The organism is Streptomyces sp. NBC_00510, from assembly GCA_036013505.1.
Lineage (GTDB): Bacteria > Actinomycetota > Actinomycetes > Streptomycetales > Streptomycetaceae > Actinacidiphila.
The window spans coordinates 1,072,956-1,091,689 of sequence record CP107851.1 but is presented as its reverse complement, the minus strand read 5'-3'; the positions used below and the strand labels follow the sequence as shown (position 1 = coordinate 1,091,689).

Annotated in this window: 21 protein-coding genes and 2 riboswitches; of the genes, 12 read left to right on the top strand and 9 right to left on the bottom strand. The window is 73.4% G+C overall.

Features of this window, described 5'->3' with window-relative positions; all coding sequences use genetic code 11:
• Position 1: 1 nt before the first annotated feature.
• The 4 genes from OG937_04820 to OG937_04805 form a co-directional block, all read right to left on the bottom strand.
• On the bottom strand, positions 2 to 1,030 hold the full coding sequence (locus OG937_04820; protein ID WUD71049.1) for an ABC transporter permease: 1,029 nt from the start codon (positions 1,028 to 1,030) through the stop codon (positions 2 to 4).
• Between the two features lie 32 nt (positions 1,031 to 1,062).
• A complete protein-coding gene (locus OG937_04815; GenBank protein ID WUD71048.1) occupies positions 1,063 to 2,637 on the bottom strand; it encodes an ABC transporter substrate-binding protein in 1,575 nt (524 codons plus the stop codon).
• Positions 2,638 to 3,114: 477 nt separating this feature from the next.
• A complete protein-coding gene (locus OG937_04810; GenBank protein ID WUD71047.1) occupies positions 3,115 to 4,032 on the bottom strand; it encodes a DsbA family protein in 918 nt (305 codons plus the stop codon).
• On the bottom strand, positions 4,029 to 4,463 hold the full coding sequence (locus OG937_04805) for an Rrf2 family transcriptional regulator (GenBank protein WUD71046.1): 435 nt from the start codon (positions 4,461 to 4,463) through the stop codon (positions 4,029 to 4,031). Before OG937_04805 ends, OG937_04810 begins: the two co-directional genes overlap by 4 nt.
• Before the next feature lie 139 nt (positions 4,464 to 4,602).
• On the opposite strand from OG937_04805, the gene OG937_04800 reads away from it, so the two are divergent.
• Positions 4,603 to 5,109 carry a cupin domain-containing protein gene (locus tag OG937_04800; GenBank protein WUD71045.1) on the top strand — a complete coding sequence of 169 codons (507 nt, stop codon included), beginning with the start codon at positions 4,603 to 4,605 and terminating at the stop codon, positions 5,107 to 5,109.
• A gap of 75 nt (positions 5,110 to 5,184) precedes the next feature.
• Here the strand turns inward: OG937_04800 and OG937_04795 are convergent, their stop codons facing one another.
• On the bottom strand, positions 5,185 to 5,967 hold the full coding sequence (locus OG937_04795) for a glutathione S-transferase C-terminal domain-containing protein (protein ID WUD71044.1): 783 nt from the start codon (positions 5,965 to 5,967) through the stop codon (positions 5,185 to 5,187).
• A gap of 201 nt (positions 5,968 to 6,168) precedes the next feature.
• Positions 6,169 to 6,272: riboswitch (SAM riboswitch) on the bottom strand.
• Positions 6,273 to 6,441: 169 nt separating this feature from the next.
• A riboswitch (SAM riboswitch) is annotated at positions 6,442 to 6,519 on the top strand.
• 397 nt (positions 6,520 to 6,916) lie between these two features.
• On the opposite strand from OG937_04795, the gene OG937_04790 reads away from it, so the two are divergent.
• The 8 genes from OG937_04790 (at position 6,917) to OG937_04755 (ending at position 15,715) form a co-directional block, all read left to right on the top strand.
• A complete protein-coding gene (locus OG937_04790; protein WUD71043.1) occupies positions 6,917 to 7,921 on the top strand; it encodes an amino acid ABC transporter permease in 1,005 nt (334 codons plus the stop codon).
• A complete protein-coding gene (locus OG937_04785) occupies positions 7,918 to 8,694 on the top strand; it encodes an amino acid ABC transporter ATP-binding protein (GenBank protein ID WUD71042.1) in 777 nt (258 codons plus the stop codon). Before OG937_04790 ends, OG937_04785 begins: the two co-directional genes overlap by 4 nt.
• An 82-nt stretch (positions 8,695 to 8,776) precedes the next feature.
• Positions 8,777 to 9,805: an ABC transporter substrate-binding protein gene (locus tag OG937_04780; protein ID WUD71041.1), complete on the top strand. Its 1,029-nt coding sequence runs from the start codon at positions 8,777 to 8,779 to the stop codon at positions 9,803 to 9,805.
• A gap of 40 nt (positions 9,806 to 9,845) precedes the next feature.
• Positions 9,846 to 10,583, top strand: a complete 738-nt coding sequence (locus OG937_04775) for a GNAT family N-acetyltransferase (GenBank protein ID WUD71040.1) — start codon at positions 9,846 to 9,848, stop codon at positions 10,581 to 10,583.
• 264 nt (positions 10,584 to 10,847) lie between these two features.
• Positions 10,848 to 12,101, top strand: coding sequence for an LLM class flavin-dependent oxidoreductase (locus tag OG937_04770; protein ID WUD71039.1), 1,254 nt, complete (start codon positions 10,848 to 10,850; stop codon positions 12,099 to 12,101).
• Positions 12,102 to 12,120: 19 nt separating this feature from the next.
• Entirely contained in the window at positions 12,121 to 13,497 is a 1,377-nt protein-coding gene (locus OG937_04765) for an NtaA/DmoA family FMN-dependent monooxygenase (GenBank protein WUD71038.1), read from the top strand.
• Positions 13,494 to 14,573, top strand: coding sequence for an LLM class flavin-dependent oxidoreductase (locus OG937_04760; protein ID WUD71037.1), 1,080 nt, complete (start codon positions 13,494 to 13,496; stop codon positions 14,571 to 14,573). The genes OG937_04765 and OG937_04760 overlap by 4 nt, the downstream gene beginning before the upstream one ends.
• A gap of 14 nt (positions 14,574 to 14,587) precedes the next feature.
• Positions 14,588 to 15,715, top strand: a complete 1,128-nt coding sequence (locus tag OG937_04755) for an LLM class flavin-dependent oxidoreductase (GenBank protein WUD71036.1) — start codon at positions 14,588 to 14,590, stop codon at positions 15,713 to 15,715.
• An 18-nt stretch (positions 15,716 to 15,733) separates the two neighbouring features.
• On the opposite strand, the gene rpmF is transcribed toward OG937_04755, so the two are convergent.
• From rpmF to rpmG, 4 genes are read right to left on the bottom strand one after another with little or no spacing between them, the layout of a single operon-like run.
• Positions 15,734 to 15,904 carry a 50S ribosomal protein L32 gene (gene rpmF / locus OG937_04750; GenBank protein WUD71035.1) on the bottom strand — a complete coding sequence of 57 codons (171 nt, stop codon included), beginning with the start codon at positions 15,902 to 15,904 and terminating at the stop codon, positions 15,734 to 15,736.
• A 29-nt stretch (positions 15,905 to 15,933) separates the two neighbouring features.
• Positions 15,934 to 16,194 (bottom strand): 30S ribosomal protein S18, encoded by a 261-nt coding sequence (rpsR, locus tag OG937_04745; GenBank protein ID WUD71034.1) that lies wholly within the window; start codon positions 16,192 to 16,194, stop codon positions 15,934 to 15,936.
• Positions 16,195 to 16,227: 33 nt separating this feature from the next.
• Positions 16,228 to 17,403, bottom strand: coding sequence for a GTP-binding protein (locus tag OG937_04740; protein ID WUD71033.1), 1,176 nt, complete (start codon positions 17,401 to 17,403; stop codon positions 16,228 to 16,230).
• Between the two features lie 46 nt (positions 17,404 to 17,449).
• A complete protein-coding gene (rpmG, locus tag OG937_04735) occupies positions 17,450 to 17,614 on the bottom strand; it encodes a 50S ribosomal protein L33 (protein WUD71032.1) in 165 nt (54 codons plus the stop codon).
• Positions 17,615 to 17,699: 85 nt separating this feature from the next.
• On the opposite strand from rpmG, the gene rpmB reads away from it, so the two are divergent.
• From rpmB to OG937_04720, 3 genes are all read left to right on the top strand, one after another.
• Positions 17,700 to 17,936, top strand: a complete 237-nt coding sequence (gene rpmB, locus OG937_04730) for a 50S ribosomal protein L28 (protein WUD71031.1) — start codon at positions 17,700 to 17,702, stop codon at positions 17,934 to 17,936.
• A complete protein-coding gene (gene rpsN / locus OG937_04725) occupies positions 17,936 to 18,241 on the top strand; it encodes a 30S ribosomal protein S14 (GenBank protein WUD71030.1) in 306 nt (101 codons plus the stop codon). Before rpmB ends, rpsN begins: the two co-directional genes overlap by 1 nt.
• Positions 18,242 to 18,305: 64 nt before the next feature.
• Positions 18,306 to 18,572, top strand: a complete 267-nt coding sequence (locus OG937_04720) for a type B 50S ribosomal protein L31 (protein ID WUD71029.1) — start codon at positions 18,306 to 18,308, stop codon at positions 18,570 to 18,572.
• Positions 18,573 to 18,734 lie beyond the last annotated feature (162 nt).

Genomic DNA, 18,734 nt, shown 5'->3' with positions numbered 1-18,734 from the left:
GTCAGACCCCCCGCTGGGACGCCGGCGTCACGCGCGCCAGCACCAGGTTGACGATCAGGTTGAAGGAGACGACGAGGACGATCGACACCACGAGGACGCCCTGGACGGCGGGTACGTCCCCGGCCTGGGCCGCGTCGTTGGCGAACCTGCCGAAGCCCTGCAGACCGAAGATCCATTCGGTGACGACGGAGGCACCCACCAGGGCCGGGAACTTCAGTCCGAGGGTGGCGAGCGCCGGACCGAGGCCGTTGCGCAGGACGTGGCCGAAGAAGATCCGCCGCGGGCTCAGGCCGCGCACCACCGCGCCCGTCACGTAGTTCTCGCGCTGGGCCGCCACGAGGCCCGCGCGCAGCTGGCGGGCGACGTCGGCGACCACGTCGAAGCTCAGCGCGATCGCCGGGAGGGTGATGTGGGCCAGCCACGGCCCGACGCCCTGCTCCGCCGGGACGTAGCCGCCGGAGGGGAACCAGTGGAGACCGACGGCGAAGACGACGACCAGCACGATGCCCACCACGAAGGCCGGCATCACCGAGACGACCGTGACGAATCCGGTGATCGCACGGTCGATCCAGGTGGTGCTGCGCAGCGCCGCCACCGTGCCCAGCGCGAAGCCCACGACCACCCCGATGAGCAGGGCCAGCGTCGCGACCGAGAGGCTGACGCCCAGGCCGAGCCCGATGAGGGTGGAGATGTCGGCGCCGTTGGCCCAGCTGGTGCCGAGCCGCCCGTGCAGGATGCCGTCGAGCCAGTCCCCGTACTGGACCAGGAACGGCCGGTCGAGCCCCCACTGGGCCTCGACCCGGGCGATGGCCTCCGGTGTCGCGTCCTCGCCCAGCTGGATCCGTGCGGGGCTGAGCCCGCTCAGCGCCCGCAGCGCGAAGGTCACGAAGGTCGCGACCAGGAACACGGGCACGATGATCGCGACGGACCGGGCGAGGGCGGCCAGGACCCGGCCCGCGGCGTGCCGGGCCCTGGCCGCGGCGACGCCGCGACGGGGGGTGAGGGCGACCGGCGCGGCGGTCGTCGTCATGAGGTTGCCTCCCCTTGAGTGGTGGACGGTGGTCAGCTGCCGCCGGCGATGGTCACGCCGGTCCAGTCGATGTGGGCCGGGTTCTTCGGCAGGTCCGAGATCGCCTTGCTCTTGGCGAAGAGGTTGGGCGAGGAGTAGGTGAAGACCAGGGCCTTGCTCTTCAGCCCGGCGCGGGTCGCCGCCTGGAGGTTCCCCACGTAGTCGGGGGAGTCAAGGGGCGTGCGGCGGACCTTGGCCACGGCCGCGTCGAAGCCGGCCGGCTCGTACGGAGTGCTCAGGTTCAGCGGGCCGTTGGGCCCGAAGTGCGCGGTGAGGGTCTGCACCGCGGAGTCACGCCCGGTGGTGCCGTAGAGCGAGAACGTCAGGTCCTTGGCGAAGAACGGGGTGGCCCAGTTCTTGTCGACCTTGATGCGGACGGTGATGCCGACCGCGGCCAGTTGCGCCTGCACGATCTCGGCCTGCGGGTCCTCCGCCGGGATGACGAGGTCGAGCTTGATGTCGCCCGCCTTGTGGCCGGCCTCGGCGAGCAGCTTGCGGGACGTCGCCGGGTCGTACGGGTACGGGTCCCGGGACTTCGGGTCGTAGGCCACGTACCCCGGCGGGAAGGGCTGGTCGGTCGCCTCTCCGTAGCCGAAGGTCAGCTTGTCGACGAACTCCTCGCGGTTGACCGCGTGGCGGACGGCGTCGACGACCCTGTCGTCGTCGAACGGCGCCTTGTTGACGTTGAGGCTGAGGTTCGAGGCGTTGAAACCGGGTTGCACGAAGACGTCCAGGCCGGCCTTCTCGGCGGCCTCCGCCTGACTCGGTTCGAGGTCGGCGAAGTTGTAGACGCCGGTCTGGAGGCCGGAGACGACCGTCGAGGGGTCGGGGGCGGAGGTGAGCTCCACGTCGTCGATGTGGATGTTCTTCGCGTCCCAGTAGTCCGGGTTCTTCTTGAGCAGCACCTTGGTGCCGGGGATCAGCTGCTTCACCACGAACGGACCGGCGCCGACGGGGTTCTGGTCCAGCTTCTGAGGGGCCGCGGCCGCCTTGGGGCTGGCGATCTGCAGGACGCGCTCACCGAGCAACTGGGGTATCTGGTAGTCGACCTGGGTGAGGTGGACGACCGCGTCCAGGCCGTCGGCGTCCACCGACGCGATCGAGGTCAGGTCGCCGAAGAGCGCCGAGTTCTTCTGCTTCTTGGCCCGCTCGATCGCCGCCTTGACCGCTGCCGCGTCGACGGGCTCGCCGTCGCTGAACTTCAGACCGGGGCGGAGGTGGAAGGTGATCTCGTCGCCCTTGTCGTTGTACTCCCAGCTCTTCGCGAGGTCGGGGACGGCCTTGCCGTTCTCGTCGGTTCGCGTCAGCGAGGCGTAGACGAGGGCGAGTTGGCGGAACTGGGCGCCGCTGCCGGAGACCACCGGGTCCCAGTGGGCGGGGAAGTAGGAGGAGGCCCACTTCAGTGTGGCGCTCCCCGTCGACGCGCCGGCGCCGCCGCCGCACGCGCCGAGGGCGGGGACGAGGACGGAGACGAGGGCGGTTCCGAGGGCCGCGGTGCGCAGCCGGCCCGGGCGCCGGGCGGCGGGGGAGGCGGGTCCGGGGCGGCTGGGCGTGAGTCGTCCGGGCATGTGAGTGCTTTCTTCGAGGGCCCCCGGACCGGCTCAGGGCAGGCGGGGGCGTGGCGGCGGGCACGGCGCGCACCCGCGCCCGCCGCCGTCCCGTGCCGGGACGGCCGTGCCGACGGGGTCTGGCGGGCAGACGCCGGGCACGCCGCGCTCAGGGCAGGGCGTCCGGGGGTACGCGGGGGCTCACCGGGATGCGGTGGGAGAAGGCGGCGAAGCGCGGAAGGGGCGGCGCGGACGGCGGGCGCGGCTCGACGGGGCGGCGGCGCGGCCGGTGCTGACGGATGCGGTCAGGCGCCTGTGGGCCGTGGGCGGCGGCCGGTCAGCGACAGAGGGCGCTGCAGGTGCGCCGCAGGTCCACGTAGCGGCACACCACACCGGGGTGCGTCGTGAGCATGCTGCTCATCCTGGCGAGCGCCGCGAGCGGCTGTCAATAGACACCAATTGGTGTCTCATTTGGCGGGACGGGTCCGTGACGGCGGATCAGAGCGCGGCGCGGGCACCGCGAGCGGTGGCCGGGTGCGTCGCGGCCTCCTCGGGGTGCAGCCACAGGGGGCCGTTCCCGGTGTCCACCCGGACCGCGTCCGGTGGCGGCCAGGCCCCGGTGACCAGCAGGGCCCGCTCGGGATCGGTGAGGCTCCGGTAGCGCCGCAGCGCCTCGTCCGGCGGCAGCGGATCCGGGGTCCGCAGCAGTCCCGGGCACAACTCCTCGACGGCGGAGGCGTACTCCTCGTAGGGCCGCCAGCCGGGCACCACGTGCTGCCCGGCCGGTGCGCGTACGAGGAGGGTCGGCAGCGCGTACCGGTACCCGCCGTCGCCGGTCTCCTTCGCCGCTCCGGGGTGCGGCGACGGGCCGTGCGCCGCCAGCACCTCGCGCACCGGGCGCCGTGTCTCCGCCCGGTCGGCCCGTACCCGTGCCAGGACGTGGTCGGCCGCCGCGTCGGCCGCGAGCCGCACCGGGTCCAGTCCCGGCGCGCCCCGTACGGCGGCCAGCGCGAGCGCGGGCGTGTCGGCCGGCTCCCCGAGCACGAACACGGTCTCCCGGAGCCGGCGCAGCACCCGCCCGGCCACCTCCTCGCCCTGCAGCTCGGCCGCCTTGGCGGCCAGCGAGGCGGGCCAGGAACTCGCCGCCACCCGGCTCAGCCGCTCCGCCCGCGGTGCCCGGGTGTGCGCGCTGATCTCCTCGACGTGCCGCGCGTACCAGGCGGTCTCCGCGGCCGGGTCGGGCGGTGGGTCGTCGTCGACGTCGAACAGGACGCCGTGCACGCGGCGCCAGCGCACCCGGCCGCCCAGTGCGGCCCGCAGCCTGCGGAACACCGGTTCCGACCCCCAGGCCCAGGGGCACAGCGGATCGGTGTACTCCACCACCTCCACGGCGGGTGGGGGAGGCGGGGCCGTCACGCGGCTCCCTTCCGGTCCAGCCGTTCCGCGGCGGCCGCCGGCAGGAGCGAGGCGAGGGTCACCCCGCCGAGGACCGCCGCCGCGCCCGCCTCGACCTGGCGCCACACCCCGGGCAGCCCGGCGGCCGGACCGGGGTAGCCGAGCCCGGCCAGCGACTCCCCCCGCAGGGTGATCAACTCGCCGTCCACGGCGCGCGCCACGTCCAGCAGGGTGATCTCGCCGGCGGGCCGGCCGAGCCAGTAGCCGCCCTCGCAGCCGCGCTGACTGCGCACCAGCCCGGCCTTGCGCAGTTCGCTCACCACGGACTTCAGGAAGCGGAACGGGATCTGCTGCGCGGAGGCGATGGCCTCGCAGGTCAGGGGGCGGGCAGGCTCACAGGCGAGCTCCAGCAGAGCCCGCGTGGCGTAGTCCGCCTTCGCGGAGATATGCATGGGCCCATCATGCCCCAACCGGTCCGCGCGGCCCGGGGGTTCGGCTGCCGTGCTCCGTACATTGCGGCAGCATTGCCGCAGGTGAAGCGCAAAGGACACTTCTTGACATCCTTTTCGGGGCCGCTCTAGCGTCCCGGCCATGAGCGAGCCCCTGACGAACCCCGGTGAAGGCTTCCATCCCCATCTCCACGACGCGCCCGGGCAGGCGGCCGCGTCCCTGCGGACCCGGCTGCACCACATCCGCGCGGACGCCCTGGACGGCGAGACGGCGCAGACCGGCGGGATGCGCAGGTTCGCCGCCGTCAGCGGGCGGACCGTGGGCTCCGAGAAGCTGTGGATGGGCCAGACCCACGTGGCCCCGGCGACGGCGTCCTCCGACCACCACCACGGCGAGTCCGAGACCGCGATCTACGTGGTGAGCGGGCACCCCGAGTTCGTCTTCCTGGACGGCTCGGGCGACGCGCCCGAGGAGGTGCGCCTGCGCACCTCGCCCGGCGACTACGTCTTCGTCCCCCCGTTCGTGCCGCACCGCGAGGAGAACCCGAACCTCGCTGAGGAGGCCGTGGTCGTCATCGCCCGCAGCACCCAGGAGGCCGTCGTGGTCAACCTCCCCGGTCTGTACGCCCTTCCGGCCGAGGACGCCTGAGCGGCCGGACGCGCGGACCCACGCAGCCGTCCCCGCCCTCCGCCCCTGTGGCGAGGGCGGGGACGGCTGCGTGCGTCAGGGGGCGGAGGCGAGCGCGGCGGCCGTCCGCTGCGCACGGAACGCCGGGTGCCCGCCGAGACGGGCGACGTACGCCGTGAGGTGGCCGTAGGAGCAGAGCAGGCCGCTCGCGAGGTGGGAGAGGGCCACCCACACGTCGACGTCGGCGGCGGTCAGGTGCCCACCCAGGACGTACGGCCCGCAGGCCAGCCGGCGGTCCAGCAGGTCGAGGGTGGCGTGCAGGGTCCGCAGGGCTGCGTCCCGGTCGGACGGTGCCCCGTCCGCGGCGAGTTCGGCGGCTCTAGTGACGCCCGCGTCGACCGTGTGCCGGAGGGCCTCGATGTCGGGCAGGAGGGCCGGGGGACACAGCGGAGGTACGGCGCACCCCTCGGCACCGAGGCGGCCCGCGAGGTCGCCGAGGATGTCCGGGGTGTGGTTGCTGACGACCCGCCCGGTCCACCGGTCGCACAGCGCGGGCACGGTGAGCGGTCCGTCGTAGTGGTGCCACGTGGCCTCGTAGGCCGCACGCAGCGCGGCGAGCGCGGTGTCGCCGGCGGCCCCCGCCATGACGGGCGTCGTGACGACGGAGTCCCGCAGTCCCAGCAGGTCGAGGGTGACGGCGACCCGTTGCGAGAGCGGGCACCCCGGCGACAGGAACAGCTCGTACCGGCGTGGCGCGGGGTAGAAGCCGCCGGCGAGGTCGACACCGATGCGGCTGCGGAAGCGGTCGGGACGGGACGCGCGCGGCAGCGCCGAACAGGAGACGTGGAGTGCGGGGTCGAGCGGGATCGTCTCGGTCATGCCCTCTCCAAGGCGTGGCGGGCCGCCGGTCGCCCCGTGGGGGCACCGGCGGCGGGACGGCTGAAGGTCCTGGGTGGAGGTCAGCCGGCCGCGCCGAACGAGCTGCAGACGCGCAGGAAGTCGATGTGCAGACGGCGGGTGAGGAGGAGGGCTCGTGCCCTGGGCATGTCCACCTCCCCGGCTCGGGGCCCGCAGGACGCGGGACCGCGCTTGCCCCGCCGCGCCGGCGGGACCAGGTCGTCACCCGGGGCACCCCACCGCGATGTGAGGGTTGCCGGTCAGCGGGCCGGGGCCGATGACCCACCGCGCCGCGGGGCGGCGTCGTGGGCGCTGACGATCGTGACCTGCCCATCAGTGTCGAGTCGTCAAACCCCGTGCGTCAAGGGACGCGTACGCGTCTCATCGGACCGCTCACGATGTGAGACGGCCTCGTTGACATTCCCGGTGGGCCGTGCCTAACTTACGCCGCAGATCGGTCATGAGCTCCGGCGCGAGCCCGGCTCGCCGGCCGGCGACCCCCCGTGCCGCGGTGGGACGCCCCGGATGACGACCGGACCGGACGGTCCGACGACGGCAACGGACGCGAGGCCCCGCGGGGCGGAACGGTGACGGTGACGACGATGCACGCAGCCCCGGGGACGGCCGCACAGCGGCCCCACGGCCGCGTCCCGTCGTGCCCGCGGCTCCCCGTCGCCGCGCGCCACGTCCCCGGCGCCTCCTGTTGCGCGTGTACCGCGCAGTGTCGCGCCCTCTGTCAAGGCTGACGGCTTCCTGAACCCCGGCCCCCGCCGCTGACGCGGCGGCGTGCCCTCCCGCCCAGGCCCCCCAGGCCCGCCCAGGCTCGCTCCGCCCGCCTCCCCGCCCCATCGCCACGCCCGCCGGACGCCCGATCCCGGCGGGGCCGCTGCCGCGTGCGCGACCGGGGCGTACCGAACCGCTGGAGTCCCCCATGACCGAACCACCCGGCACCGCCGTGTCCTCCCGCCCGGCGCCGCCCCCGCCCGGGGCACCCGCCGACGCAACGCCTCCCGCACCACGACCGCCCACCGCACAGCGGGTGTTGCCGCTGCGGCGGCGCGGACGCTGGATCGCCACGGCGGTCGTGCTGGTGCTCGTCGCCCAGATCGCCCACGGCCTGGTGACCAACCCCTTCTACCAGTGGGACCGCTTCGCGTACTGGTTCGTCCGGCCGGTGATCCTGGACGGGCTGCTCATCACCCTGGAGGCGGCCGCGTACAGCGCGGTGCTCGGCCTGCTCGGCGGGATCGCCCTCGCACTGGCCAGGCTCTCGGGCAGCCCGGTGCTGCGCGCCGTCAGCTGGACGTACACCTGGCTGTTCCGCTCGGTGCCGCTCATCGTCGTGCTGCTGTTCCTGTACAACTTCAGCGCGCTGTACCGGACGTTGAGCCTGGGTGTGCCCTTCGGGCCGGCCTTCCTCACCTTCGACGAGTCCAGGCTCGCCACCGACATGGTGGTGGCCGTCGTCGGTCTGAGCCTCAACGAGGCGGCCTACGCCTCGGAGGTGGTGAGGGCCGGAATCCTCTCGGTGGACCAGGGGCAGCACGAGGCGGCCGCCGCGCTCGGCCTGCCGAAGCGCTACCAGTTCGCCAGGATCGTGCTTCCGCAGGCGCTGCGGTCCGTCGTCCCCAACTACGTCAACCAGCTCATCGGGCTGATCAAGGGGACCTCGCTGGTCTTCTACGTCTCGCTGCTCGACCTGTTCGGCTCGGTCCAGAGCATGGGCAGCACCTACCCCGGCGACATCGTGCCGCTGCTGCTGGTCGCCACCGTCTGGTACGTGATCCTCACCAGTGTCGTCTCCGTCGTCCAGTTCTACGTCGAGCGGCACTACTCGCGCGGCGCGCTGCGCACCGTCCCGCCGACCCCCCTGCAGAAACTGCGGATCGCCCTGGGCGACCTGCGGGCCCGCGTCCGGACGGAGACCGCGACATGACCACCGACATACGCCCGGCCGCCGTCGAGGTCCACGACGTGCACAAATGGTACGGCGCCCACCGGGTGCTGGACGGGATCAGCCTGACGGTCCGGCCCGGAGAGGTCACCGTCGTCATCGGGCCGTCCGGTTCCGGCAAGTCCACGCTGCTGCGCGTCATCAACCACCTGGAGAAGCCCGAGGCCGGTCACGTCAGTCTGGACGGGGAGCTCATCGGCGTACGCCGGCACGGCACCCGGCTCAGGGAACTGAGCGAGCGGGTGATCCTCACCCAGCGCAGCCGGATCGGCTTCGTCTTCCAGAACTTCAACCTCTTCCCGCACCTCACCGTGCTGGACAACGTGGCCGCCGCCCCGGTGGCGACCGGCCGGCTGCGCAAGCCGGAGGCGCGCGAGCTGGCCCGCACCCTGCTCGGCCGCGTGGGGCTGGCCGACCGGACCGCGGCCTATCCCCGGCAGTTGTCCGGCGGCCAGCAGCAGCGCGTGGCCATCGCCCGGGCCCTCGCGCTGCGCCCCGGCGTGATCCTCTTCGACGAACCCACCTCCGCCCTCGACCCGGAGCTCGTCGGCGAGGTGCTGTCCGTCATCAAGGACCTGGCCACCAGCGGCACCACCCTCGTGATCGTCACCCACGAGATCGGCTTCGCCCGGGAGGTCGCCGACCGCGTCGTCTTCCTCGACGAGGGCCGGATCGTCGAACAGGGCCCGCCCGACCGGGTGCTGAACCACCCCGAACACGAGCGGACGAAGGAATTCCTCAGCAAGGTCCTCTGACCGCCTCCCCGCGCTCCACGGACCACCGAACGACGAACACGAACGACGAACGACGAACGACAGACAACGGACAAGGACGGCCATGCGCACTCTTCGCCCTCGCGGCAGACTCATCCGTACCCTGACGGCCACCGCCGCCCTCACCCTCCTCGCCGGCGGACTCGCCGCCTGCGGGAGTGACAGCGAGGCCTCCGCCACCATCGGCGCGGGATCCTCCGCCGGAACGGTCACCGTGGGCAGCCTGTCCAACGGCGCGGCCAAGGAGACCACGCTGAAGGTGACGGAGGTGAAGTCCATCAGCGCCGGACTGCCCAAGGCCGTCGCCGACAAGGGCGAGCTGGTCATCGGCGTCGGCGCGCTGCCCGCCGGCTTCGCGCCGCTGGCGTACGTCGGCAGCGACCAGAAGACCCTCACCGGCGCCGAACCCGACCTCGGCCGTCTGGTCGCGGCGGTGCTGGGGCTCAAGCCCCAGCTCAAGAACTCGACGTGGGAGAACCTCTTCGTCGGCATCGACAGCGGCAAGGTCGACGTGGCCTTCTCCAACGTCACCGACACCGAGGAACGCAAGCGGAAGTACGAGTTCGCCTCCTACCGGGAGGACAACCTGGCCTTCGAGGTCCTCAAGGACAGCACCTGGAACTTCGCCGACGACTACCGGAACCTCGCCGGGAAGACCGTCGCGGTCGGCTCCGGCACCAACCAGGAGAAGATCCTGCTGGAGTGGCGGAAGAAGCTCCAGGCGGAGGGCAAGGAGCTGACCGTCAAGTACTTCCCCGACAACAACAGCACCTATCTGGCGCTCGGCGGCGGGAAGATCGACGCCTACTTCGGCCCCAACCCCGGCATCGCGTACCACATCACCCAGGTCGCCACGACCCCCCACCCCACCCGCAACGCGGGCAAGTTCTCCGGCGCCGGTGCGAGCCTCCAGGGCCTGATCGCCGCGACCGCGAAGAAGGACAGCGGGCTCGCGAAGCCGGTCGCGGCAGCGATCAACCACCTGATCGAGAACGGGCAGTACGCCAAGTGGCTCGCCGCCTGGAACCTGTCCAACGAGGCCGTCGGCACCTCGGAGGTCGACCCGCCCGGACTGCCGCTCGACAACTCCTGACGCCCCGTCCGCCGCACGACCGTACGGAGATCCGGCAGCCATGTCCCTCAGCATCCCCGCGGACCGCCCGCACAGCCCGGCGGCACCGCACGTCCTGGACAACCCCGCCTGGGCGGCACTCACCGGTCCGCACGCCCGGTTCGCCGAGCGCGTCGGCCGCGCCGCCCGCTACCCCGCCGACGTCTCCCCGTTCACCGCGCTGTCCGACCCGGCCGATCCGCGGGCCTGGGCGGACCTGACCGTACTCGCCGGGCCGGGGGCCGCCGTCGCGGTCACCGGCGCCCAGCAGCCGCCGGACGGATGGGAACTCGTCGAGGGCGGGGTGGGGGTGCAGCTCGTCGACACCTCGCTACGCGCCGAACACGCCCCGGAGGCGGTGCGGCTGGGCGCCGCCGACGTCCCCGAGATCCTGGAACTCATCGCCCTCACCAAGCCGGGCCCCTTCCTCCCCAGGACCGTCGAACTCGGCACCTACCTCGGCATCCGGGACGGCGGACGGCTGGTCGCCATGGCCGGGGAACGTCTGCGGACCCCGGGATGGACGGAGATCAGCGCGGTGTGCACCCACCCCGGTCACCGTGGCCGGGGCCTGGCGACCCGGCTGGTACGGGCCGTCGCCGCGGGGATCAGGGACCGCCGGGAGACCCCGTTCCTCCATGCCGCCGCCGTCAACACCGGTGCGATCCGGCTCTACGAGTCGATCGGTTTCACCCTGCGCCGCCGGACGACCTTCCTCTTCCTGCGAACCCCGGGCGGCCCGGGGGAACAGACCGGCTAGGGAAGGCGTTCCGTTGACAGGAGAAGTACGGGCGCCGTGCCGCCCGCCGTATCCGGACAGAGCGGAGGTGAGGTCCGTGCCGACGCCGTCCCGCGCGTCCGTCGTGGTCCCCGCCCGACCCCGCAGTCCCCTGCTCTACTCCCGCGCGCACATCGACCTGCAGCGCGTGGCCGCCTCCCTCTGTCGTTCCTGACCCCCGCTCCCGCCGCCGGCCCTCCCGACGAGGGCCGCTGAGACCCGTGGTCGATCAGGAAGGCCCCTCCCATGTCCTCGGACATCCCTTCGCCGTACCCACTTCCCGCTTCCTCGCCGAACGCCCCGCTGCACCTGGCCGTGGCCCTCGACGGGGCCGGCTGGCACCCGGCCGCCTGGCGTGAGCCGACGGCCCGGCCCCGGGAACTGCTCACCGCCCGCTACTGGCAGGACGTGGTCACCGAGGCCGAACGGGGGCTGCTCGACTTCGTGACGATCGAGGACTCCCTCGGTCCGCAGTCCTCCCACTTCACCGAACCCGACGGACGAACCGACCAGGTGCGCGGCCGCCTGGACGCCGTCCTGATCGCCGCGCGCGTGGCCCCGCTGACCCGGCACATCGGTCTCGTGCCGACGGTGGTCGCCACCCACACCGAGCCGTTCCACCTCTCCAAGGCCATCGCCACCCTCGACTACGTGAGCACCGGCCGGGCCGGTCTGCGCGTCCAGGTCTCGGCCCGGCGGAACGAGGCCGCGCACTTCGGCAGGCGCGCCATCCCCCCGTTCGGCATCGAGGAGCTGGACACCCCGGCCGTACGGGAGCTGGTCACCGGCCTCTTCGACGAGGCGGCCGACTACGTCGAGGTGGTGCGGCGCCTCTGGGACAGCTGGGAGGACGACGCCGAGATCCGCGACGTCGCCACCGGCCGCTTCATCGACCGCGACAAGCTCCACTACATCGACTTCGAGGGCCGGCACTTCAGCGTCAAGGGCCCCTCCATCACACCCCGGCCGCCCCAGGGCCAGCCCGTCGTCAGCGCCCTCGCCCACAGCGACGTGCCGTTCCGGCTCGTGGCCCGCTCCGCGGACATCGGATACGTGACCCCGCACGACGGTGACCAGGCCCGCGCGATCGTCACCGGGATACGTGCCGCACAGGAGGCGGCTGGCCGGGAGCGCGAGCCCCTGCACGTCTTCGGCGACCTCGTGGTCCTCCTCGACGACGACGCCGGAGCGGCGCGGGCCCGCCTGGAGCGGCTGGACGGCCTCGCCGGCACGCCGTACATCAGCGACGCGAAGGTCTTCGCCGGCACACCCGCCGGCCTCGCGGACCTGCTGCTGGAGTGGCGGCGGGCCGGGCTCACCGGCTTCCGGCTGCGCCCCGCGGTGATCGGCCACGACCTGCCGGCCATCACCCGGGGGCTCGTGCCCGAACTGCGGCGCCGCGGCGCGTTCCGGGACGCCTACGAGGCCCGCACCCTGCGCGGCCTGCTCGGTCTGGCCCGCCCCGCCAACCGCTACGCCGCCACCAGCGCGACCGCCTGAGCCGGAGGAACCGTACGCCATGAGCAAGCCGCGCAAGCAGATCCATCTGGCCGCCCACTTCCCCGGCGTCAACAACACCACCGTGTGGAGTGACCCCCAGGCCGGCAGCCACATCGAGTTCGGCTCCTTCGCGCACTTCGCCCGGACCGCCGAACGCGCCAAGTTCGACTTCCTGTTCCTCGCCGAGGGCCTGCGCCTGCGCGAACAGGGAGGCAGGATCTACGACCTGGACGTGGTCGGCCGCCCCGACACCTTCACCGTCCTCGCCGCGCTCGCCGCCGTCACCGAGCGCATCGGGCTCACCGGCACCATCAACTCCACCTTCAACGAGCCCTACGAGGTGGCCCGGCAGTTCGCCAGCCTCGACCACCTCTCCGGCGGGCGCTCCGCCTGGAACGTCGTCACCTCCTGGGACGCCTTCACCGGGGAGAACTTCCGCCGCGACGGATTCCTCCCCCAGGAGGAGCGCTACTCCCGCGCCAGGGAGTTCCTGGCCACCGCGGGCGAGCTCCTCGACTCCTGGCAGGGCGACGAGATCGTCGCCGACCGGGCGACCGGCACCTTCCTGCGCGACGCGCGGGCCGGATCCTTCGTGCACAAGGGGCACCACTTCGACATCCACGGGCAGTTCAACGTCCCGCGCAGCCCGCAGGGGCGCCCCGTGATCTTCCAGGCCGGCGACTCCGAGGAGGGCCGGGAGTTCGCGGCCGCCGACGCCGACGCCATCTTCAGCCGGTACAGCACGTTCGAGGAGGGCCGGGCCTTCTACCGCGACGTCAAGGGCCGCCTGCCCAAGTACGGCCGCAGCCCCGGGCAGTTGCTCATCCTGCCCGCCGCGACCTTCGTCCTCGGCGACACCGACGCCGAGGCCGCCGAACTGGCCCGCGAGGTGCGGCGGCAGCAGGTCAGCGGGGCCACCGCGATCAAGCACCTGGAGTTCGTGTGGAACCGCGACCTGTCCGCCTACGACCCGGACGGCCCGCTCCCGGACATCGACCCCGATCCCGGAGAGCACACCGTCGCCCGCGGCCGTGCCCAGGTGCGCATGTACCGTGACCCGCTGACCACCGCCCGCGAGTGGCGGGAGCTCGCAGCCGCCCACAAGTGGTCGATCCGCGACCTGGTCATCGAGACCGGCAACCGCCAGTCCTTCGTGGGTTCCCCGGCCACCGTCGCCGCGACCATCGACGACTTCGTGCAGGGCGACGCCGCCGACGGCTTCATCCTCGTCCCGCACGTCACCCCGGGCGGCCTGGACGCCTTCGCCGACACCGTCGTCCCGCTGCTCCAGGAGCGGGGTGCGTTCCGAGCCGACTACGATGGGACGACGCTGCGCGACCACCTCGGTCTCGCCCACCCCGACGCCGACGCCGCGGCGGAGCGGGCCGCGTCGTGAGGTTCCTGGCCATCACCCTGATCGTGCACGCCCCGGACCCGGTGACCGGGGCGCTGAAGCCGACCGCCGCGCGGTTCCGCGAGGTGCTCGACAACGCGCTGCTCGCCGAGGAACTGGGCTTCGACGGTTTCGGCGTGGGGGAGCGCCACGAGCGGCCGTTCCTCTCCTCCTCACCACCCGTCGTGCTCAGCCACATCGCCGCCCTCACCTCCCGGATCCGGCTGTTCACCGCGGTGACCACGCTCAGCCTCCTCGACCCGGTGCGGGCCTACGAGGACTACGCGACGCTGGACCACCTCTCCGGCGGCCGCCTGGAACTGATCATCGGCAAGGGCAACGGCACGGCGCAGCGCGAGCTGTTCCACGTCACCCCCGAGGACCAGTGGGACCGCAACGCCGAGAGCTACGAGGTGTTCCGCCGCCTCTGGCGGGAGGGGAAGGTGACCGCCGACACCCGGTTCCGTCCCGCGCTGAAGGACGCGCAGGCGTGGCCGCGGCCGCTGCAGCAGCCGATCCGGGTGTGGCACGGCAGCGCCACCAGCAAGGAGTCGGTGGACCTCGCCGCGCGTTACGGGGACCCCCTGTTCTCGGCGAACGTCACCCACCCCGTCGAGCCGTACGCGGAACTGATCCGCCACTACCGCGAACGCTGGGCCCACCACGGCCACGACCCGGCCCGCATCGCGGTCGGCGCCGGGACGGCCGGCCTGTACGTCGCCCGTACCTCCCAGGAGGCGGTCGCCGCCTACCGTCCGGTGTTCGAGGGGCAGTCGGCGTTCCAGAAGCGGCTCGGCCTGGAACCGGTCTTCCCGACGCTGGAGGACTTCGTGGCGCGCAGTTCGGCGCTGGTCGGCAGCCCGCAGCAGGTCGTCGACAAGGTCCACCGCTACCACGAGCGGTTCGGCCACACGGTGCTGCACGTCCACGCGGACGCGGGCGGGCTGTCCCACGACCGGCACCGCCGCTCGCTCGAGCTCTTCCAGTCCGAGGTCGCCCCGGTGCTGCGGCGCGCCATCCCTGACCCGCCGTTCGCCTGGGGCCCGGCCCCGTCCTCGCCCGAACCCGCCCATCGCTGAGGAGAACGCCCATCGTGTCCCGCACACCGCTCGGAGTCCTCGACCTCGTCCCGATATCCTCCGGCTCCACGGCCGCCGACGCCCTGCGCAACAGCATCGACCTCGCGCGGCGGGCCGAGGAGTCCGGCTACGCCCGCTACTGGTTCGCCGAGCACCACCTCAACCCCGGTGTCGCCGGCACCTCGCCCGCCGTCCTGCTGGCCCTCACCGCGGCCGCGACCTCCACGATCCGGCTCGGTTCGGGAGCCGTCCAGCTCGGCCACCGCACCGCCCTGTCCACGGTCGAGGAGTTCGGCCTCATCGACGCCCTGCACCCTGGGCGGCTCGACCTGGGGCTCGGCCGCTCCGGCGGCCGCCCGCCGGGCGGCACGCCGGAGCCGGTGCCGACCACGACACCCGTCGTGGACGGCCGGGCGCCGGGCGGGCTGCGGATCCCGCCGAAGTTCTCCTTCGAGCACCTGCTCGGCTCACCGCGCATCGCGCTCCAGCGGCACCTGCTCCAGCAGCCGGGCGCCCGCTCCCAGGACTACGGCGAGCAGGTCGACGACATCCTGGCGCTGCTGCGCGGCACCTACCGCTCGGAGGACGGCGTCGAGGCGCACGTCGTGCCGGGGGAGGGCGCCGACGTCCAGGTGTGGATCCTCGGCAGCAGCGGCGGCCAGAGCGCCGAGGTCGCAGGCCGGCACGGATTGCACTTCGCCGCGAACTACCACGTCAGCCCGGGCAGCGTCCTGGAGGCGGTCGACGGCTACCGTGCCGCCTTCCAGCCCGGCGGCGTGCTCGACAAGCCCTACGTCAGCGTGTCCGCCGACGTCGTCGTCGCGCAGGACGACGCGAGGGCCCGCGAGCTCGCCACCGGCTACGCCCCCTGGGTCCGCAGCATCCGGACCGCCGAGGGCGCCATCGAGTTCCCCACCCCCGGACAGGCCCGGGCGCACCCGTGGACGGAGGCGGACCGGGCGCTGGTGGCCGACCGGGTCGAGACCCAGTTCGTCGGCTCGCCGCAGCGTGTCGCCGACCAGCTGGAGCAGCTCCAGGAGGCCACCGGCGCCGATGAGTTGATCGTGACCACCATCACCCACGACCACGAGGACCGGGTCCGTTCCCACCGGCTCCTGGCCGAGGAGTGGCACCGGCGCTGACGGTCCGGCGCGGCGCCGTCAGTCCCGCCCGGGCAGCAGGCCGCGCCGGAACGCAGCGACGAGGTGGACCGGCACCGACTGCTCGCGGCCGTCGACGGTGACGGGGACCAGGTGGGGAGCCCCGGCCTTCCAACGGGCGTGGCAGTGACGGGTGTTGCTGCGGGAGGTCTTGCGTTTGGGTACGGCCATCGGGGTCTCCTGTACGGGTGGGCGCGCGGTCAGCGGGAGGCGTACGGCAGCAGGGCCATCTCGCGGGCGTTCTTCACCGCCCGGGCGAGGGCCCGCTGCTGCCGGGCGGTGACGTGGGTGACCCGCCGGCTGCGGATCTTGCCCCGGTCGGAGACGAACTTCCGCAGCAGGTCGGTGTCCTTGTAGTCGACGTACTCGATGCCCGCGGCGATGAGCGGATTGGGGCGGGGCTTGCGGGCGTCCCTGCCCCTGCCCTCGCCCTTGGCCGTGGCGGTGTGGACGGTCGTCATGGTGCTGTCTCCGTGGTCGTGGCGGCGTGCGGTTCAGGCCGCGTCGTCGAGGAAGTCGTCGAAGGCGTGGGGGAGGCGGCGCCAGCCGGCCGGTCCGGCCGCGTACTCGGCGTCCGTGAGCAGGCAGCGGTCGAGGGTGGCCGTCAGTCCTTCGCGGTCGAGGCCGGGCGAGGTGAAGGCGAGGTGCTGGCCGCGGTCGCCATGTTCGGGATGCCAGTCCAGGGCGGCCGCCACGCGCCGTTCGGCCGGCACCGTCTCCCACGCCGCGTCGGGCAGCGCGGCGAGCCACGGCCCGACGTCCTCGATGCACAGCGCACCACCGGCCGCCTCCCAAGAGAACAGGGTGTCGGGGTGGTCGGCCAGCCAGAAGCGGCCGCGGCTACGGGCGGCGGCGCAGCTGAGGTCCTCCAGCGCCGCGTGCAGCCGGCCGGGATGGAAGGGGCGGGCGGCGCGCCACACCAGGGTGGCGACGCCGTGGGCGTCGGCCTCCTGGGGCAGCAGGGCGCAGGCCGGATGCTGCCGTGAGGCGGCCGCGGCGACGTCGAAGCCGGAGCGGGCGGCGGGGGCCAGCCGGCCCGCGCCGATGGTGACCTGACGGGCCGTCGGGTGGAGCTGGGTGAGCAGTTCCATGTCCCCGGGGTCCGCGGTGTCACCCGGCGCCAGGGCGAGGACGCCGGCGTACTCGAGCTGCCGGGCCAGGGTGTCGGCGACGGTCCGGTGGTCGCCGGGAGCGACGGCGAGGCCGTGCTCCGTGAGGTCGTCGCCGCAGCCGAGGTGGTCGAGCAGGAGGGCGGGGTCGACGCAGGTGACCACGCCGGCCGCCGCCAGCAGGCGCCCCGAGGCGGTGCCGTCGGGCAGCGGGGTGCCGACCAGGACCTCGGCCATCGCCTGCGGTTCGACGGAGTCCCACAGCTCGACGACGGCGAGCCGGCAGGACGGGTCCGCGGCCAGCCGCAGCAGCTCGGGGAGCAGGTCCGCGCGGAGCGCGCAGCAGGCGCAGTCGTTCACGAGCTCGGTGTCCGTGCGGGAGATGACGCCGTCCCGGTCGCTGAGCACGCGCCGGACGGGGCTGCCGACGGCGGGCCGCAGGTCGTGGTGGAGGGCGAGGGCTCCGGCGGTGGAGTGCAGGAGTTCGCGCACCGCGGCGCGACGGGCCTCGGCGTGCAGACCGCCGACGAGGACGACGGGCAGCTTGGGGCTGCTGTCCACGGGAGGTGCCTTTCGTGTCGGGGGAGGGGCGGGTGGGCGGGGCGGGTCAGCGTTCCTCGCGGAACTCGACGTGGCGCCGGACCACCGGGTCGTACTTGCGCAGGACCAGGCGGTCCGGGTCGTTCCGGCGGTTCTTGCGGGTCACGTAGGTGTGGCCGGTCCCGGCGGTGGAGCGGAGCTTGATGACGGGGCGTAGATCGGTGCGAGCCATGGCGGGTACTATACAGAATTGGTTTTCATTTCCAATAAGCTCGGTGGGTGCTCCGCCGGCCCACCGGACGACAGAACGGACCGTCATGCCCGCACACTGCCAACTCACCGGTCGCAAGCCCGGCTTCGGCAACTCCGTCTCGCACTCGCACCGGCGCACCAGGCGCCGCTTCGACCCGAACGTCCAGCACAAGCGCTACTGGCTGCCCGGCGAGGGCCGCACCGTCCGGCTCACGCTGAGCGCCAAGGGCATCAGGACGGTGGACCGCATCGGCATCGAGAAGGCCGTCGCCGTCATCCGCGCGCGGGGCGGGAGGGTCTGATGGCCAGGACCGGCAAGATCGCGAAGAACGAGCGGCGCAAGGCCGTCGTCGCGCGGTTCGCCGCCCGGCGCGCCGAGTTGAAGGACGTCCTGCGCCGCCCCACCGCCACCCCGCAGGAGAAGGCCGCGGCGCGGCGGGAGCTGGACCGGCAGCCCCGCGACGCCAGCGCCACCCGGCTCCGCAACCGGGACGCCCTCGACGGGCGGCCCCGCGGTCACCTGCGGGCGTTCGGCCTCTCCCGGATCAACCTGCGCGCCCAGGCCCACGCGGGCCACCTCCCCGGCGTGCGCAAGGCCTCCTGGTGACACCGCCCCCCGGCACACCCCACCACCGGCCCCCGCGGGCCGCACGACACGTCTCGGAGAACCCGTGAAACCCGGCATCCACCCCGACTACCGTCCCGTCGTCTTCCGCGACCGGGCGGCGGACTTCGCCTTCCTCACCCGCTCCACGATGACCAGCGATAAGACCGTCGTCTGGGAGGACGGCAACACCTACCCCGTCGTGGACGTGGAGATCTCCTCCGCGAGCCACCCGTTCTACACCGGCACCGCCCGCGTGGTGGACACCGCCGGCCGCGTCGAGCGGTTCCGGCGCCGCTACGGGAGCGGGGACACGGCACACGGCACAAGCTGACGCTCGCGGCACTCCTCGGCGGCGCCCGGACACCGGCCCCCGGTGCCGGGTGCCGCTCCGCCCCGCGCGCGTACGCGGGACGTGCGCTCAAGAACGCCGGACGGACGCGCATGGTCCGCCGCAGGCCCCGGAACTACGGTCGGTGACGGACGGCGTCACCGA